Genomic DNA, 16,406 nt, shown 5'->3' with positions numbered 1-16,406 from the left:
CGTCAGCGCGGGTCGAACGAAGCGCAGACGCGCACGCCGCTGCGCACGTCCCGCGCGGTCGCGTCACCGGGGGAGAGGTCGGCGCTCGCCGCGACGAACGAGTCGTAATACCAGGAGCCTCCCCGGAGCACGACGCTGCCGAATTCCGGCGTCACGGAGCGCGTCAGCTCGTAGGCGTTGCCCGCCATGTCCTGGAGTCCGAACGGGCTCACCGACGCGGGGTGCGTCCCCACCGCGTCCGGGCCAAAGGCCAGCGGCCGCCGGTCATACGTCGCGTCGATGTTGGCGTCGTCCGGCTGGAGCTGGTCGCCGTGGGGGTAGCGCCGGCCGTCCGCGCCCCGCGCCGCGTACTCCCATTCATGCTGGCCGCACAGGCGCGCTCCCGGCAGCCGCCTCGTCCGGTGGAGCCAGTAGAAGTAGCCCTCCAGGTCCTGCGCGGACACACCGGACAGCGGGAGCTGCTTCCAGTCCACGCTCGCGTGACGCGTGCGCTCCGCGTAGAGCAGGGGCTCGCCCTCCTTCGCGGTGCGGAACTCCTCGCGGGTGCGGTGGAAGGTGAAGACCCAGCCCGTGCCCTGCTTCCACCGCAGCGTGATGGCGCCTCCGTCGCCGAAGTGCGGCTGCTCCAGGACCCGCCTCGCGGGCGCGTCCGGAGGCAGGTCCTCCAGGTAGCGCAGCCAGTCGCCAAACGTCACCTCGTCGCGGCCCACCAGGTATCCGCCGGTGAGGCAGTAGCGATGCATGGGCGGGCTGAAGGTGAAGCGGCGCACCACCTCCGGCTCGGCGCTGCCCAGGAGGAAGCAGCCCGGCGGGATGTAGACGTAGCCTTCGGGCACCTGCGTGGGGAGCGTCAGGCGCAGCGCTTCCCGGGTGCCGTGCGTGAGGAACACCGGGACGTCCACGGGCACACGTCCCGGCTGCGTGACGTGGGCCACGTAGGAGCCCTCCGGGAGGACGAAGCGCGAGCTGCCCGTGTCCGGCAGGGGCTCTTGGCGGAACGGACCGTCCGTCCGGACGACGCGCGAGAGGGAGACGTGGGCGCCGGAGGGCAGGTTCTCGAAGGACAGCTCCGCGGGCTCGTGGAAGCGCCGCAGCCAGGCCGCGCCTTCCTTCGATGCGTCCACCTCCTGCTCCAGGCGTTGCAGCCACGCGTCGCGCTCGTGTCGCTGGTGGAAGGACTCCGCCAGCAGCACGCGCTCGGACAGGACCGCCGCGATGAGCCGTCGCGTGTCGGCGTGGTGGCGGTCCCGGTCCAGGCCGCGCTCCAGGCTGCGGCTGGCGCGGGTGAAGGCGGCTTCCGCCTGGTCACGCAGCGCGAGCGTCTCCGTCCACCGCTTCTCCGCGGCGCTGCGAAGCCCCGTGGCATCCGTGGCCGTCTCCGGGCCCAGCGAGGAGGGCGCCCGGCCGTCGAACATCGCCAGTGACTCCTCGCGGCTCGCGAGCGCCCGGGCGGCGAGGGTGCGGCCCGAGGCCAGCGCCTCCTTCGCGGTGCCCAGCTCCGCGTCGATGAAGCGCGAGTCCTCCAGGTACGCCTGGAGCTTGAGCCCGCCGTAGGACGCGAGGACCGCGAGCGCGAGCACGAGCGCGGTGAGCCCCCGTCCCCAGCGTGCGCGGCGCACGGCGCGGTGGGACGCGCTCAGGAAGGCCTGCTCCCGGGAGCCCAGGGTGGCGGGCTCCAGCAGCCGCACTTCATCCAGCTGGCGCTGACCCCAGAGGGCCTCGCTGGCGCGGCGCAGCCGGTCCCACTCCGCGCTGGCCGCCTCCACGCGCTTGCGCAGCACGCGGTGCCCGATGTCGTCGTCCAGCCAGTCGCGCAGCGTGCCCCAGCTGCGGATCAGCGACTCGTGGGCGATCTCCCAGCGCGGCAGGCCGTTCACGGTGCGCGTGTGCAGCAGCCGCCCCTCCACGAGCACGCGCAGCGCCGCGCGGGACGTGTCATCCGAGGCGTCCGCCAGGTCCTCCGCGCCACGCTCGATGCGCGTGCCCTCCGCCGTCACCAGCTGGAGCAGCAGCCGCCGCGCCGCCGCGTGCTCCGCCGGGCTCATGCGCGCGAGCACGCCGTCCGCGTGCCGGGACAGCGCTCCGGCCACGCCGCCCATCGCCTCCAGCGCCGAGCGCGTGATGCGGCCCCCGGCGGAGTCGCGGCGCTCCCACAGCTCCGCGAGCGCGAACTGGAGGAGCGGCAGGCTGCCCACGCCATGCGCCGTGGAGGCGACGAGCGTCTGCACCAGCTCCGGTGACTCGAAGGCCACGCCCCGCGCGCGGGCCGGACCGATGATGGCCTCGCGCACGCCCTCCGGGGACAGGGGCCGGAGGATGTAGAGCGCGCGCTCCGCCTCGTCCCCCAGACCCGGGAGCGCGCACAGGCGCGTGAGGAAGTCGCCGCGCACCGCCAGCAGCACGCGCACGCCGGGGGAGGGCAGGGCCAGCTCTCCCAGCAGCCGCGCGAAGTGCGCCGCTTGTCCCGGGTCGGAGAGGGTGAGCAGCTCCTCCAGCTGATCAATGAAGAGCAGCAGTCCCCGCCCGCGCCCGTGCGTCTCGCGCAGCGCCTGCCCCAGCCAGGCCGGCGTGTCCGTGAGGGCGGTGACGAGGTCGGCCTCCCTGCGCCCCAGCACCGGCGCGAGCGCGGCGGCCAGCGCTTCAATCGGGCGGTGGCCGGGCCACAGCGTGAGGACGTGCGGCTCTCGTCCGTCGCCCAGGTCTCCGGCCGCCACGCGGGGCAGCACTCCCGCGCGGCACAGCGAGGACTTGCCCGTTCCGGAGTCGCCCGCGACCAGGACCAACGGGCGCGTGCGCAGGCGCTCCAGCACGGCGCGGATGTCGCCCTCGCGTCCGAAGAAGAGGGCGCGGTGCTCGGCCGCGAACGGCGCCAGGCCGCGATAGGGATTGCCGGCCGCCAGCGGCGCGGGCGAGATGGAGCGCTCCAACTGCTCCAGCGCTTCGCACAGCGCCTCCGCCGAGGCGAAGCGCTCGTGCGGATCCACCGCGAGGCAGCGCAGGATGATGGCGGCGAAGTCCGGATCCACCTCCGGGCCCAGCGCGGCGCGGGGCGGCGTGTCCTCGGGACGGCGTGAGGCGCGGCGGGGCACCTGGCCCGTGCACAGCTCGTGGAGGATGAGGCCCAGCGCGTACAGGTCGCTGCGGGCGCTCGAGGGGCCTCCGGCCAGCACCTCCGGCGCCATGTACGGCAGCGTGCCCACGAGCAGCGGCGAGCCGGACGCCAGCTCCGCGCCCACTTCGAAGCGCTCGGCGAGGCCGAAGTCGAGCAGCTTCACCTCGCCCTCGCGCGTGACGAGCGCGTTGGAGGGCTTGAGGTCGCGGTGGAGGACGCCCTGGCGGTGCGCCGCCGCGAGCCCCCGCGCCAGGCCCACGCCCAACGACAGCACCCGCCGCCACGGCACCGGCAGGGGCAGCTCCGCGAGCGTCTCTCCGACGACGTACTCGGAGACGATGTACGGATGGCCGTCCACCGTGCCCACGCTGAACACGCTGACGATGTTCGCGTGCTGAAGCCGCGCGAGCGCCCGGGCCTCCGTGGTGAACAGGTCTCGGAAGCGCTCATCCGGCTGCGCCGACGCCATGAACTTCACCGCCACGCGCCGGTCCAGCGAGGTGTCGTGCGCGAGGTAGACGATGCCCATGCCTCCCCGGCCCAGCGGGCGCTCCAGGCGGAACGCATCGAAGGACGGTGGCGGCGTCCAGGGCACCGGATCCGGCGGCAGGCTGTCCGTCTCCCGCTCCTGCGGGTCGTCCACCTGCGAGCGCTGGATGCCGGGCGTGAGCGTGGCCAGCAGGCCCCGGCACTCGACACACCCGGCCGCGTGGCGGTGCACCTGCGCCAGCGCCTCGTCCGTCAACTGGTCCTCGAGGAGCTCGACCAGGACCTCGTCGGTCAGGCAGCTGGAAGGGGTCGCGATCACGGGGGCAGGGCCTTCACGCTAACCCCCTTCAGGCAAGTTGGGTAAGGGCCTGACGTGTTACGTCGCCGAAGCGCTGGACGGCGCGGCAACTGGCGGAGCGGCGGAGGTCGCGCGCCAGCTGGGCGTCAGCGAGGACTCCGTGAGCCGTTGGGGCAGTCCACGCGGGGGGAAGGCGAGGCCGTGCTTGGAAGAACGTCACCTTGGGCAATCCGTTGCCACGGCGACGCCGGACTGTCGCGGGCGAACCTCGCCCTGCTCGGCTGACACAAGCCGCTGTTCAGCCGCACTGCGCTCGGCGGTCCGGGCTCACTCCGAGACGCGCGCCGGGGCGCCCGGGCCTCCTACCCGGCCCGCGAGCGAGGCGACCTGGCCCATGAGGAAATGGGCGAGCCGGACGCGAAACGCTTCGATGCGGGGCGCGTTGCTCCGAAGCCGCGGGAGTTCGTCCCCGGCGAGCGCTTCGAGCGTGCGGCCGGCCCGGGCGAGCGAGTCCGGGCTCGCTCGGGCCCAGCCCTCGAAGGTGGACGCGTCGACTTCGGGATGGACGAGGATGCCGAGCGCACTGCCCAGCGCGAAGAGTTCCTGGGGCGTGCGCTCCGAGCCCGCAAGCCGGATGGCCCCGGGAACGGGGTCGAACGTGTCGGCGTGCCAGTGGGCAACGTCGAAGACGGGGGCGTCCGGCGCGAAGACGGGATGGGCCCGGCCGGCGGGCGTGGGCACGAGCGGGTGCACGCCGACGACCATTCCTTGGGGGTCCGGATATACGCGCGCGCCGGCCACCTGCGCGAGCAGCTGCGCGCCAAGGCACACGCCCAGGGTGGGCAGGCCCCGCGCGAGCCGCCGCTCCAGCAGCGACAGCTCGTCACGAAGAATGGGGTAGCGCTGCGCCTCGTACGCGCCCATGAAGCCGCCGAGCACGACCGCGAGCTCCGCGTCGGCGTCCCCCGGGCGGACCTCCCGGTAGCGAGGCTCGAGGGCGAATCCCGCCCCCGCGAGCGCGGCGGCGAGCCCACCGGAGCCGACGGGCAGGTCGTGTTGGAAGAGCACGGCGCGAGGCGGGCGAGGCGTCACAGGGGGCTCCAGGGCGAGGTCGGTGCAGGAGCCTAAGGATGGTCCCCAGCGTCCGCCCGGGAAACGGAAGTTCTCGGTCCGCTGGACGCTGCGTTCCCCCTGCCGCGCTCGAAAGCCAACGCCCCGCGCCGCTCCCGCCGGCTCGCAGCACGGCTTCGAGCTCCGACCCTGACCATTTCTGCACAGGCATTGCACGAAGACAGCGAATGACGGAGCGGATGCGCACGGACTACTCCATGGGGACCAACCCGGGCTGCCAGCCCCTCGAGGAGACCTCCATGACTGCCCCCCGTACGCTTCTATCCATGCTCGGTGCCCCGCCGGCCCATCCCTCCCCGCTCGACCGCGCGGTGCTCGTCATCGTCGACGCCCAGGCGGAGTACCTGCCCTCCGGCAACCTGCCGCTCGCCGGCATTGACGCCGCGGTGGCGGAGACGGCGCGCCTGCTCGAGCTGGCCCGCCGCCATGGCACGCCGGTCTTCCATGTCGTGCACCACGGCCCCGCCGGCAGCACCATCTTCGACCCGCGGGGGCCTGGCAGCGCCATCATCCCGGCCGTGGCTCCGAAGGAAGGCGAGGCGGTCGTGACCAAGGCCCTGCCGAACTCCTTCGCCGGCACCGACCTGCACGCGCGCATTCAGGCGACGGGCCGCAAGGAGCTCATCATCGCGGGCTTCATGACGCATATGTGCGTCTCGGCCACGACGCGGGCGGCCCTGGACCTTGGCTACAGCAACACGGTGGTGGCCGCGGCCACCGCGACGCGCGACCTGCCCGGCCCCACCGGAGGCGTGGTGCCGGCGGCGGAGCTGCAGCGCAACGAACTCGCGGCGCTCGGCGATCTGTTCGCGCTGGTGGTGAAGGACGCGGGGGCCTGGGCGTAAGGCTTCCGAGCGCGGGGCGCGGCGCGCCAGGCGGCCCGACGCGCGCTGCTCCGCGCTCACGCCACCCGGTCCTCCACCGGGGAGGCCCTCGGGCCGCAGGTGGCCACCAACTCGAAGCCTCCCCGGACTTCGAATCCGAGAGGAGCCGCTCCCCAGGCATCTCCTGAAGACCCCCTTCATTCGAGAGAAGACCTCGTGAACGATGCAATTCTCGGTACGCGCCGCGGCACGGCGCCGGCTGCCATTCCCATCCTCGACTTCGCAATGGCGGGAAGAGGCGTGACGGCGCGCGAGGCCCTGGCAGGCAGCATCGAGCTGGCCCGTTTGGTGGATCGCCGGGGCTTCACCCGCTACTGGGTCGCCGAGCACCACGCCATGCCGGGCGTCACGACGTCGTCGCCCGCGATGCTGCTGGCCCGGCTCGTCGGCGAGACCCATCGGATTCGGCTCGGCGCGGGCGGCATGATGCTGCCCAACTTCCCGCCGCTGGTCGTCGCCGAGCAGTTCGGGCTCCTGGCCTCGTTCGCGCCGGGGCGCATCGACTTGGGCGTTGGCCGTGCGCCGGGCACGGACATGGCCACCGCGGCCGCGTTGCGGCGCGGACAGGTCAGCCCGGAGGACTTCCCGGCTCAGCTCGGAGAACTGCTTCACTTCCTGGAGGGCCACTTCCCCGACGGCCATCCCTACAAAGACGGTGGCGTCCATGCCGTGCCCGGCCCCGTCCAGGACCAGGAGAATGGCATCCCGCGCTCGTTCGCGCGTCCGCCGGTGTGGCTGCTGGGGTCGTCCGACTATTCGGGTCGAGCCGGCCGCGGTTGCGCTGCCCCTCGACGAGCGTCCGGGTGCCGAGGAGCACCGCGAGGCCAATGGGGACGTTGATGAAGAACACCCATCGCCAGCTCAGCAACCCACCCAGCAGCACGCCGATGCTGATGCCGAGCGCGGACATCGCGCCGTAGACGGCCATCGCGCGGTTGCGCGGCGGGCCCACCGGGAAGGTGGTGGCGATGAGGGCCAGCGCATTGGGGGCGACCAGCGCGGCACCAAGCCCCCGGAGGCCGCGCGACACGATGAGCATCTCGACGTTGACGCCGAGGCCGCCGAGCAGCGAGGCGAGGGCGAACACACCCAGGCCGACCTGGAACACCCGGCGGCGTCCGAAGAGGTCGCCGAGCCGGCCGCCGGATGGGAGCAGGCTGCCGAAGGCGAGGACGTATGCATTGACGACCCACGGGAGGGCCGCCGCGGAGACGCCAAGGTCACGCTGGATGCTCGGCAGCGCGATGTTCGCGATGGCATCGTCCAGGACGCGCATCAACTGCGCCGTCGCGATGACGAGCAGCGACAGGCCAAGCGCGCGCTCCTTGAGGAACGCCGCGGACGGGGCGGTCTGGGTAGAAGCGTGGCGGACATGGAAGACCCCTTCGAGCGAGTGGCGAGGCGGGCAGATGAAGAACTCCCGTGCTCTGAAGAGGGACGAAGGCCGCTCTGGGGCCTTACACCCTGGTGGGTCGTCCCGTGGCCGCACTGGAGGGGTGTAAGGCCCTGCGCCCGCGTGCGTCTTCCTGGAGGAGGTCACTCCATCCACGTCTTCCCCCGGAGCTGCTCCATGGCACGCCTGAAACCTGCCCTCACCACCGCCCTTGCGCACGTCGCGCTGTTGGCCGCGCCGCTCGCCCTGGCGGGACCCGCGCCCGGACAGGCCGCATCGCAGGTCCGCGGCCATCCCCACGCTCAGCCCAAGCAGGAGTCCGCCATGTTCAGCACGCAATTGCGCACCAACCCCTCGCCTGTGCAGGCGGGCAGGCCCGCGACGCTCGCGCTGCGGGTGAGGGATGCGCAGGGCCAGCCCGTGTCGACACTGGACCTGTCGCACGGCAAGCCCATGCACCTGTTCCTCATCTCCAAGGACCTGCGGAGCTTCGCGCACGTGCACCCGGAGGCCCGGGAGGGTGAGTTCGCGCTGGAGCACACCTTCGAGTCGGGCGGCGAGTACATGGTGCTCGTGGACTACGCGCGACCGGGCGGCGGCGCCCCGGTGGACCGGCATCCGCTTCGGGTGGAGGGCCCGTCCCGTCCATCGCCCGCGCTCACCGTGACGCCCACGACGCAGCGCAGTGACGGCCTCGTCTTCACCCTGCACGGAGGCGACGCGGCGCGTGCGGGCGCCGGTGGTGCCCACCTGCACTTCGCCATTGCCGACGCTGCGACGGGCCGCCCCGTGGACGACCTCGAGCCCTACCTCGAGGCCATGGCCCACTTCGCCGTGCTCAGCGCGGACGGAAAGGACTTCCTCCACGTGCACCCGCTTGACTCCAAGCCTGGGCAGGGCGTCGCGGCCCACGCCGTCTTCCCTCGCGCGGGCCTCTACAAGCTCTGGGTCCAGGTGCAGCGCCAGGGCCGGGTGGTGACGGTGCCCTTCGTGCTGCGCGTGCAGCCGGCGGACACTTCCGGTCCGGTGGGCGTGCCTGGCCATGGGGCTCACGGGTCGCATCACTAGCGACCGCCAGCCCGAGGGGCGCCCTACCGCGCCAGCGCCGCGGCCTTCTTCGCGCAGCCGCAGTCCAGGCAGCCCGCGGCAGCGCACCCGCCGCACACCTGCTCCAGTCCCGTCTTGAGCGCCTTTCGCGCGCGGTGCAGCCGCGCGCCCATCGCGCGCCTGGCGGACACGGTGGCCGGCATCTTCGTCCCCGTGGTGCTGGGCATCGCGCTCGTCACGCTCGCGGCGTGGCTGGGGGTGGACCCGAGCGCCACGGGCCTCGCCACGGCCGTGGAGCGCTTCGTCGCGGTGCTGGTGCTGGCCTGCCCCTGCGCGCTGGGCCGCACGCCCTTCTTCGTGGCCGTGGACGGCGGGCTCGCGGGTCTCGTCGCCGTGGCGGACCTCCCGGCTCGCGGACGGGCTGGCAGCTGTCGCCGGTCGTCGCCTCGGCCGCCATGTCGCTGTCCAGCGTCTCCGTCCTGCTCAACAGCCTGCGCCTGCGCCGCTTTGGCCGGCGCCTGTAGTGGCTGTGTGCGTCGGCGCGGGCTGCCTTCGCGTCTCCGGACCGCGGGGGTGAATCCCTTTTCGCCTGTCCTGGCTCTCATGGGCGAAGCGGCCCGTGGGTGCCGCACACCCGTTCGCCGCGGGGGGGGGCAGCGCCCCTCCTCTGCTCCTGGAGTCCTGCCGTGCTGGTCCTCGGCCTCTCGCTCGCTGCCCTCGTCGGCCTCGCCCTCGGCTTGCTCGGCGGCGGCGGCTCCATCCTCACCGTTCCCATCTTCGTGTACGTGCTGGGGCTGCCCGCCGCGGGCTACCTCGGTCAGGTGCGGGTGCCCTGGGGGCTGCTGGGCGAGTTCACCGCCCTCGCGGCCGCGGGCATCCTCTTGGGAACCACCCTCGTGCGCTTCGTCTCCCAGGCGGCCCTCAAGCGCGCCTTCTCCCTCGTCCTCGTGCTGATGGGCGCCTTCATCCTCTTCAAGAACCGCGGCGTGTTGCTCGACTCGACCGCGCACGCCGCGCCGGCTGCCGCCGCGGCCGTGCAGCGCTGAGGTTCTCTCGCTCCGCCGTTTCCCCTTCACCGCTCTCGCGAGGTCTTCCTACGTGACACAGTTCCTCCCACCCCTGCTCGGCGGCATTCTCATCGGGCTCGCCTCGAGCCTGCTCCTCCTCTTCAATGGTCGCATTGCCGGCATCAGCGGCATCGCAGGCGGACTGCTGCTGCCCCCGCGCGGCGAACTCGCCTGGCGCGCCGCATTCGTCGGCGGGCTCGTGGGCGGCGGACTGCTGCTGCGCGCGCTGTTTCCACAGGTGTTCGGCGCCCCGGTGGTGACGGGCGCCGGCCTCACGGTGCTCGCGGGGCTGCTGGTGGGCTTCGGCACGCGCCTGGGCAATGGCTGCACCAGCGGCCATGGCGTGTGCGGTCTGGCCCGCGGCTCGCTGCGCTCTTTCGTCGCGACCGGCACCTTCATGGTGACGGGCGCGCTCACCGTGTTCCTCGTCCACCACGTTCTCGGAGGTCTCTGAGATGAAGGCCGCACTGATGGCCGGGCTCGCCGGCATCCTCTTCTCGCTCGGCCTGGGGCTGGGCGGCATGACCGACCCCGCCAAGGTGGTGGGCTTCCTCGATGTGGCGGGTGACTGGCAGCCCGGCCTCGCCTTCGTCATGGCCGGCGCGATGGGGACCTACGCACTGCTGCGCCGGCTCATCCTGCGCCAGCGCCGCGCGCCCGTGCTCGCGCCCACCTTCCCGGCGCTCGGCAACGCACGCCCGGACGCGCGGCTGGTCGCCGGCGCTGCGCTCTTCGGCGCGGGCTGGGGGCTCGCCGGCTATTGCCCGGGTCCCGCCTTCACCTCCGTGGGCTCCGGCGCGAACCCGGCGCTGCTCTTCGTCGCGGCAATGGTGGGCGGCATGCTGCTCTTCCAGCTCTGGGAGAAGCGCCCCGTGCCCGCCCGTGTCCAGGCGCCCGTCCCCCAGCGCTGAGCATCCCTCCCTCCGCCCCTCCCCAGCCGCTTGCGCCCCTCCCACCGGAGTGTGTGGGCGGCCGGGAACCTTTTCCACCCCTGCGCGTGTCCTCGCTCCCGTGACCCCCCGCGGCTTCATCTCGCTCGTGCTGCCCCACCTGCCTACGCTCTTGCGAACGGGCCTCCGCCTCACCCGGAACCCGGCCCACGCCGAGGACCTGGTGCAGGACACGGTCGTGCGCGCGCTGGAGCGGCGTGGCGAGCTGCGCAGTCCCGAGCAGCTTCGCGGCTGGCTGCTCGCGGTGCAGCGCACGGTTCACCTCAACGGCGCGCGTGGGTTGCGGCCTCGGCTGGAGGTGCTGCAGGGGGGCTCAGGCTCCGAGGCGCCCCTGCCCGAGCCGACGGGGGACCTCGAACGAGAGCTGCACGCGCGTGCCCTGAGCCCCTCGCTGACGGCGGGGCTCGCGGCGATTGCGCCCGAGTGGCGCGAGGCATTGTGGCTGCGTGAGGTGGAGGAGCTGTCGTACGAGGAGATTGCGCAAGTGCAGGATTGCCCCGTCGGCACCGTGCGCTCGCGGCTGGCGCGTGCCCGGGGGGCGCTCCTGGATTTCATGCAAGGGGAGAGTGGCCGTGAGCGGATGTAGCGAGACGTGGCGCGAGAGGATCTCGGAGTACTTCGACGGCGAGGCCAGCGCCTCGGAGAGCGCGCGCGCCGAGGCGCACCTGGCCGCGTGCGCAGCGTGCCGTCAACTCGCCGAGCGCTACGCCGGGCTGCGCATGGCGCTGCGGGGGGCCGCGTCCCTGCCCACCGTGCCTCGGCGGCTGCGGACGCGCATCGAGGTACTCGGCGAGGGTGGAGGCCCGCCCTCCGCTGCCGCCCGCGTCCACCTGCCGCGTTCCGCGCCCATGCGCCGCCTCGCCGCCGCCGCGGCCGCGCTGCTCCTCGCGGTGGGCCTGCTGTGGACGGGATGGCCGCGCGGCTTCAACGAGGTGCTGGCGGCGGATCTCGAGCGCCACCACCTGCGGGCCTTCTCCCGCGCGCAGCCCTGCGAGTTCGAATCCTCGGACCGGACGGCCGTGCGCGCGTGGGCGCGCGCCCAGACGGGCGAGGAGGTCGAGGTACCGGACGTGCCTGGCGCGCGGCTGCTGGGCGCGCGGCGCTGCAGGCTCGATGGCCGCATCACCATCTCCTTGCTCTACCGCTACGGCAACCACGCCCTCACGCTGTTCGCGCCCCCGAGGGGCTCGAGCGCCGGCGCGCAGGGCCTCGCTTTCGCGCAGAAGGGACCGCGCTGCACGAAGGGGCCCGTGGGTGAGCGCATCTGCGTGGTGGCGCGCGGCGACGACGTCACCATCGCGGTGTCGGAGCTGGGGGACTCGGTGCTGCTGAGCGCGCTCTCGACTCCGGATGAGCCGTAGGCGGCACGGGTGGGCCCCCGCGACGCGTTTTTCAACCCCGGCCTGGACCACCGATGACGCCCACCCCTGTCGTCTCCGCCGCGCCTGCGAGCGCTTCCTCTCCCTGGCGCGTGCGCGCCCCCGGCATGCTGCTGGCCGTGGCGCTCGCCATCGTGAGCTACTGGCTCGCCACGCTGCCGGGGCTCAAGGTGGTGGGGCCCCTCACCGTGGCGCTGCTTATCGGACGTGCCTTGTGCGCGGTGATGGGGCTGCCGCAGGTGCTCGCCGAGGTCAACCGCCTCTCGGCGAAGACGGTGCTGCGCCTGGGCATCGTGCTGATGGGGGCGCGGCTGGACTTCGGTCTCGTGGCCAAGGCGGGGCTGCGCATCCTGCTGCTGGACCTGGCCGTCATCGCCGTGGGCATCGCGGGCATCGCGTGGCTGGCGCGCCGCTTCGGCGTGCCCTCGAGGCTCGCCATGCTGCTCGCCGTGGGCACCTCGGTGTGCGGGCGAGCGCGGTGGTGGCGGCCAGCAGCGTGACGCGCGCGGACGAGGAGGACACCACGCTGGCCGTGGGGCTGTGCGGCATCCTGGGCACCGCGGGCGTGCTCCTCTACGTGTTCGCGGGGCCCCTGCTGGGCTTCAGCACCCTGCAGCTCGCCGTGCTCTCCGGCTCCACGCCGCACGAGGTGGCGCAGGTGATGGCGGCCGCCTTCAGTTGGGGCACCGAGGCCGGTGACCTGGGCACGCGGGTGAAGCTCACCCGCGTGGTGCTGCTCGCGCCCTCGCTGCGTGCGGGCCTGTCCACCACCAGTGTGTTCCTGATGGTGATTGCGATGGCGGCCATGGGCCTGGCCACGCCCTTCCAGATGATCCGCAAGGCCGGCATGAAGGTCATCTACGCGGGCCTGCTGGGCTTTGGAGGACTCGCGCGCATGGCGTGGGGCCTCATCCGCCTGCTGCGCATCGGGTAGGCGCCGCAGCGGGTTCAGAAGAGCCCGAAGAGGCGGCGCCGCTTGCCCGGTGCCGCCTCGGGCTTCGCGCTGGCGGGGCGTGCCTACGGGCTCCCTGCGAGCAGTGCCTTCACGCGCCGCGTGTGGAAGGCCCGGTCGCGCTCGCCGCTGATGGCGGCCACCACCACGCCGTGCCGGTCGATGTAGACCGTAGCGGGCACGGTGGACACGTGCAGCGGGCCGAGCACCTCGCCCTGCGCGATGGCGAGCGTCATGCCCAGGCCGAGCCTCGCCGCCTCGCGCACCGTTCGCTCCTCGCTCGGGTTGAGCGAGAGCGCGAGGAAGCCCACCCCCTTCGGCTCGTACTCGCGGCGTACCGCGTCCAGCTCGGGCAACTTCCGAGCACAGGCGTATCAACCTGGTGCCCAGATGCTCACCACCCAGGGCTTGCCCAGCAGGCCCGCGCGCTCAAGGCCGCGGCCCTCCAGCGTGCGCGCCGAGAAGCTCTCGGGCACGGGGAGGTTGGGCCGGTCGTAGCGGTCGCAGGCGCTGAGCAGCATGCAGAGCGCGAGGGCGGGCAGCAGGGCAGGGGACAGGCGGTGGCGGCGCATGGTGCTCTAGATACGCACGCACGCACGCCGCCCTTCGCACGCGATTCATGGGTCGGAGCCATCGCGCATGGCGGCGGGAACTTCCGTGGGCCCCGTCCGTGTCTCCCTGCCCATGCGTGAACGTCATGTGCGGGCCACCCGTCAGAGCACTGGAGTGGCGCGATGAGTCTGGGGCTTCCAGGCATCTTCCTCGCGGGGCTGCTCACCTTCGTCTCCCCCTGCGTGCTGCCGCTCATCCCGCTCTACCTCTCCTTCCTCGCGGGCGTGTCGCTGCCGCAGTTGCGCGGCGAGGCGGGCGGGCCCGTGCGCCGGCCCTGGGGCGTGGCGGTGGCCTTCTCGCTGGGCCTCTCCACGGTGTTCGTGGCGCTGGGCATGGCGGCGAGCGCAGTGGGCGGCGCGCTCGCGCAGCACCGCGGCTGGGTGCTGCAACTGGGCGGGCTCCTGCTCTTCCTCTTCGGGCTCAAGCAGCTGGGTGTCATCCAGGTGCCGTGGCTCGAGCGCGAGGGGCGTCCGTGGCTCACGCGCGTGCAGCGCGGCGGCAACGTGCTGAGCGCCTTCCTCTTCGGTGGCGCCTTCGCCCTGGGCTGGACGCCCTGCATCGGGCCGGTGCTCGGCGGGGTGCTCACGTACACGGCCGCCTCCACCTCGGAGCCCATGACGGGGGCGCTCTACCTGGGCACCTATGCGCTGGGGCTCTCCGTGCCGCTGTTGGCCGCGGCCGCCGCCGCGCCCCTCGTGCTGCGCTGGATGGACGGGATGAAGCGCCACCTGCGCAAGGCGGAGCTTGCCACGGGCGCACTGCTCGCGGCGCTGGGGTTGCTGCTCCTCACCGACTCGCTTGCGCTGCTCACCCCGACGAACAGTCCTCTGGAGCCCGCGCCGGTGGCGGCGCAGGCCGCGCCCGCCGCGACGCTCACCTCCCGCACGCCGGAGCGGGATGCGGACCTCGGCGCCTCCGAGACAGCCGCATGTACCCCCGGGAGTGGGGGCACGACGGCATGCGCGTTGCCGGAGCCCACGTTCACTCCAACGCTGCCCGCGGGCAGCGCACCGCTGGCGCTCCTGCAGCGCCCGACGATGGTGGAGTTCGTGAGCCAGAGCTGCCCGGTGTGCCAGCGGATGAAGCCCGTGGTGGCGCGGCTGCAGCAGTCCTGCGCGGCGCGCGGCGACGTGGACGTGCTGCTCGTGGACGTGGGCAGCGCGGAGGGCCGCCAGGCCGCGGCCCGACACGGCATTCGCGGCGTGCCCACCTTCCTCTTCCTCGAGGCCGGCGGTCGCGAGGTGTCGCGCCGCGTTGGCGAGCAGTCGCAGGCGGCGCTCGCACAGGGGCTCGCGGCCATCGGCGCGGGTGCCTGCGCGCAGGTGGCGCCCGCGCTGCCCTGGGGCACGCAGGCCTGGCCCGGCTAGCGGACGCGCGGAGCTCTCCGGGTCCTTCCGCCAGCCTCCTTCCACCCCGAAAGGTCCCCTGAATGTACCGTCGACTCCTCCTCCTCGGACTCGCTGCCGTGTGGTTCGCCGCCGGCTGTGCGCGCACGGTGCTCCGCCCCGCGGCTACACCGCCCGCCCCCACCGGGGCCACTTCGGCCCAGGGCTCGCGCCGTCAGGTGACCATCCTCTACGTCGCGGATCTGCACGCGCAGCTGCGCGCGCACCCGGAGCTGTTCTGGCGCGATGGCGAGGAGCGCATCGAGATGGCCGGCGGCTTCGCACGCGTGGCCGCGGCCATCGAGCGCATCAGGAGTGAGCGCGGTGGCGACGTGTTGGTGCTGGACGCTGGCGACACATTGCAGGGCTCGGGCGAGGCGGCGCTCACCGAGGGGGCGGCGCTGATCGCGCCGCTCAACGCGCTGGGGCTGCAGGGCGCGGTGCCCGGCAACTGGGAGGTGGCCTACGGCCCCGGGGTGCTGCGCGAGCGTGCCCGCCAGCTCAACTACCCGCTCTTCGCCGCCAACCTGCGCGATGCGGCGAGCGGCGAGCGGCTCTTCTCCCCCTATTTGTTGAGGGAGGTGGCCGGCGTGAGGATCGCCGTCGTCGGCTTCACGGACCCGGACGTGCCGCGCCGGCAGCCCCCCGGCTACAGCGAGGGCCTGCGCTACGACGGCCCCGAGGCGCTGCCCGCCCTGGTGCGCGAGGTGCGCGAGCAGGAGCGCGCGGACGTCGTGCTGCTGATGACGCACGTGGGCCTCTCCAAGGCGGTGGCGCTCGCGGACCAGGTGCCTGGCGTGGACGCGCACCTGTCCGCCGACACCCACGAGCGCACCTACGTGCCCATCGAGCGCGGAGGCAGCTGGGTGGTGGAGCCCGGAGCCTTTGGCTCATTCCTCGGCCGGCTGGACCTGTGGGTCGAGGGCGGCAAGGTGGTGGAGAGGAAGTGGGAGCTTCTCGAGCTGACGGCCGCGCGCTTCCCGGAGCGTCCCGAAGTCGTGAGGCTGGTGGACGCCGCGCTCGCACCCCTGGGGCCGCGGCTGTCCAAGGAGGTGGGGCACACCGGGGTGACGCTCGCGCGCTACGCCGTGGTGGAGAACCCGCTCGACAACATGCTCGCGGATGCCATCCGCGCCGCCGGTGGGACCGAGATTGGCCTGTCCAATGGCTTCCGCTTCGGCACGCCGCTCCTTCCCGGGCCGGTGCGCGAGGCGGACCTGTGGAACTTCTTCCCAGTGGTGAACCCGGTGAAGACAGGCAAGCTCACCGGCAAGCAGCTGCGTGACTTCTGGGAGCAGGAGCTGGAGAACGTCTTCGCGCGGGACGCCGAGAAGCGCTTCGGCGGCTGGCTGCCTCGGCCCTCGGGGATGACGCTGCGCTTTCGCGCGAATGCGCCCAAGGGCCAGCGGCTCCTCTCGGCGGAGGTGAACGGCGAGCCGCTGGACGAAGCCCGTGTGTACACCGTGGCCGCCTGCGAGCGCGAGGGAGACACGCCCGACATGCTCTGCCGCATTCCCGGCGCGACGGAGACACGCACCCTGGAGGTCGATGCGCACGAGGCCGTGCGCCGCTACCTCGCCACGCGTCCCGAGCTGAACGGTGGATTGCAGGGGCGCGCGGTCGGGGAGGACCTGCCGCCCGTGCTGCGCACCCAGCAACTGCCCTGAACGCGCTCTTCCCCCTTCACCCCTCACCCGCAGACAGGAG

Annotated in this window: 13 protein-coding genes and 3 pseudogenes; 12 read left to right on the top strand and 4 right to left on the bottom strand. The window is 73.1% G+C overall.

Annotated elements, in window-relative coordinates; all coding sequences use genetic code 11:
- Positions 1 to 2: 2 nt before the first annotated feature.
- On the bottom strand, positions 3 to 3,920 hold the full coding sequence (locus JYK02_RS27560; protein WP_207055539.1) for a protein kinase domain-containing protein: 3,918 nt from the start codon (positions 3,918 to 3,920) through the stop codon (positions 3 to 5).
- Between the two features lie 306 nt (positions 3,921 to 4,226).
- On the bottom strand, positions 4,227 to 4,991 hold the full coding sequence (locus JYK02_RS27555) for a glutamine amidotransferase-related protein (protein ID WP_207055538.1): 765 nt from the start codon (positions 4,989 to 4,991) through the stop codon (positions 4,227 to 4,229).
- 278 nt (positions 4,992 to 5,269) lie between these two features.
- Here JYK02_RS27555 and JYK02_RS27550 point away from each other — a divergent pair, with 278 nt between their 5' ends.
- Together JYK02_RS27550 and JYK02_RS27545 are read left to right on the top strand one after the other, a co-directional pair.
- Entirely contained in the window at positions 5,270 to 5,875 is a 606-nt protein-coding gene (locus JYK02_RS27550) for a cysteine hydrolase family protein (RefSeq protein ID WP_207055537.1), read from the top strand.
- A 99-nt stretch (positions 5,876 to 5,974) separates the two neighbouring features.
- The gene (locus JYK02_RS27545; RefSeq protein WP_431603505.1) at positions 5,975 to 6,754 is read left to right on the top strand and encodes an MsnO8 family LLM class oxidoreductase; all 780 of its coding nucleotides are present in this window, start codon (positions 5,975 to 5,977) and stop codon (positions 6,752 to 6,754) included.
- On the opposite strand, the pseudogene JYK02_RS40930 reads toward JYK02_RS27545, so the two are convergent.
- Positions 6,735 to 7,190, bottom strand: a pseudogene (locus JYK02_RS40930) (MFS transporter); the annotation flags it as partial. The gene JYK02_RS27545 and the pseudogene JYK02_RS40930 sit on opposite strands and share 20 nt — an antisense overlap.
- Before the next feature lie 294 nt (positions 7,191 to 7,484).
- On the opposite strand from JYK02_RS40930, the gene JYK02_RS27540 reads away from it, so the two are divergent.
- The 8 genes and pseudogenes from JYK02_RS27540 (at position 7,485) to JYK02_RS40925 (ending at position 12,684) form a co-directional block, all read left to right on the top strand.
- On the top strand, positions 7,485 to 8,375 hold the full coding sequence (locus JYK02_RS27540; protein WP_207055536.1) for a hypothetical protein: 891 nt from the start codon (positions 7,485 to 7,487) through the stop codon (positions 8,373 to 8,375).
- A 171-nt stretch (positions 8,376 to 8,546) separates the two neighbouring features.
- Positions 8,547 to 8,636: pseudogene (locus JYK02_RS40810) on the top strand (hypothetical protein); the annotation flags it as partial.
- Between the two features lie 404 nt (positions 8,637 to 9,040).
- Positions 9,041 to 9,400: a hypothetical protein gene (locus tag JYK02_RS39950; RefSeq protein WP_242589279.1), complete on the top strand. Its 360-nt coding sequence runs from the start codon at positions 9,041 to 9,043 to the stop codon at positions 9,398 to 9,400.
- A gap of 52 nt (positions 9,401 to 9,452) precedes the next feature.
- Complete coding sequence (locus JYK02_RS27520; protein WP_207055535.1) at positions 9,453 to 9,875, top strand: YeeE/YedE family protein; 423 nt, start codon at positions 9,453 to 9,455, stop codon at positions 9,873 to 9,875.
- A 1-nt stretch (position 9,876) separates the two neighbouring features.
- Positions 9,877 to 10,332: a DUF6691 family protein gene (locus JYK02_RS27515; protein WP_207055533.1), complete on the top strand. Its 456-nt coding sequence runs from the start codon at positions 9,877 to 9,879 to the stop codon at positions 10,330 to 10,332.
- A gap of 100 nt (positions 10,333 to 10,432) precedes the next feature.
- Entirely contained in the window at positions 10,433 to 10,957 is a 525-nt protein-coding gene (locus JYK02_RS27510; protein ID WP_347402600.1) for an RNA polymerase sigma factor, read from the top strand.
- Positions 10,944 to 11,732, top strand: a complete 789-nt coding sequence (locus tag JYK02_RS27505) for a zf-HC2 domain-containing protein (protein WP_207055529.1) — start codon at positions 10,944 to 10,946, stop codon at positions 11,730 to 11,732. Before JYK02_RS27510 ends, JYK02_RS27505 begins: the two co-directional genes overlap by 14 nt.
- Positions 11,733 to 11,785: 53 nt before the next feature.
- Positions 11,786 to 12,684 (top strand): annotated as a pseudogene (locus JYK02_RS40925) (YeiH family protein).
- A gap of 83 nt (positions 12,685 to 12,767) precedes the next feature.
- Here JYK02_RS40925 and JYK02_RS40805 read toward each other — a convergent pair.
- Positions 12,768 to 13,274, bottom strand: a complete 507-nt coding sequence (locus JYK02_RS40805) for a redoxin domain-containing protein (RefSeq protein WP_207055528.1) — start codon at positions 13,272 to 13,274, stop codon at positions 12,768 to 12,770.
- 162 nt (positions 13,275 to 13,436) lie between these two features.
- On the opposite strand from JYK02_RS40805, the gene JYK02_RS27490 reads away from it, so the two are divergent.
- The gene (locus JYK02_RS27490; RefSeq protein WP_207055526.1) at positions 13,437 to 14,681 is read left to right on the top strand and encodes a cytochrome c biogenesis protein CcdA; all 1,245 of its coding nucleotides are present in this window, start codon (positions 13,437 to 13,439) and stop codon (positions 14,679 to 14,681) included.
- 62 nt (positions 14,682 to 14,743) lie between these two features.
- On the top strand, positions 14,744 to 16,366 hold the full coding sequence (locus tag JYK02_RS27485; protein ID WP_207055525.1) for a bifunctional metallophosphatase/5'-nucleotidase: 1,623 nt from the start codon (positions 14,744 to 14,746) through the stop codon (positions 16,364 to 16,366).
- The last annotated feature ends 40 nt before the right edge of the window (positions 16,367 to 16,406 follow it).

It is taken from the genome of Corallococcus macrosporus, from assembly GCF_017302985.1.
Taxonomy (GTDB): domain Bacteria; phylum Myxococcota; class Myxococcia; order Myxococcales; family Myxococcaceae; genus Corallococcus; species Corallococcus macrosporus_A.
This window is presented reverse-complemented; position numbering and strand designations above follow the sequence as displayed.

What these genes read in the sequence shown, in the direction of transcription:
- JYK02_RS27490 (WP_207055526.1), top strand. Translation starts at nt 13,437, where the DNA reads ATGAGTCTGGGGCTTCCAGGCATCTTCCTCGCGGGGCTGCTCACCTTC.
- JYK02_RS27485 (WP_207055525.1), top strand. Translation starts at nt 14,744, where the DNA reads ATGTACCGTCGACTCCTCCTCCTCGGACTCGCTGCCGTGTGGTTCGCC.
- JYK02_RS27515 (WP_207055533.1), top strand. Translation starts at nt 9,877, where the DNA reads ATGAAGGCCGCACTGATGGCCGGGCTCGCCGGCATCCTCTTCTCGCTC.
- JYK02_RS27540 (WP_207055536.1), top strand. Translation starts at nt 7,485, where the DNA reads ATGGCACGCCTGAAACCTGCCCTCACCACCGCCCTTGCGCACGTCGCG.
- JYK02_RS27550 (WP_207055537.1), top strand. Translation starts at nt 5,270, where the DNA reads ATGACTGCCCCCCGTACGCTTCTATCCATGCTCGGTGCCCCGCCGGCC.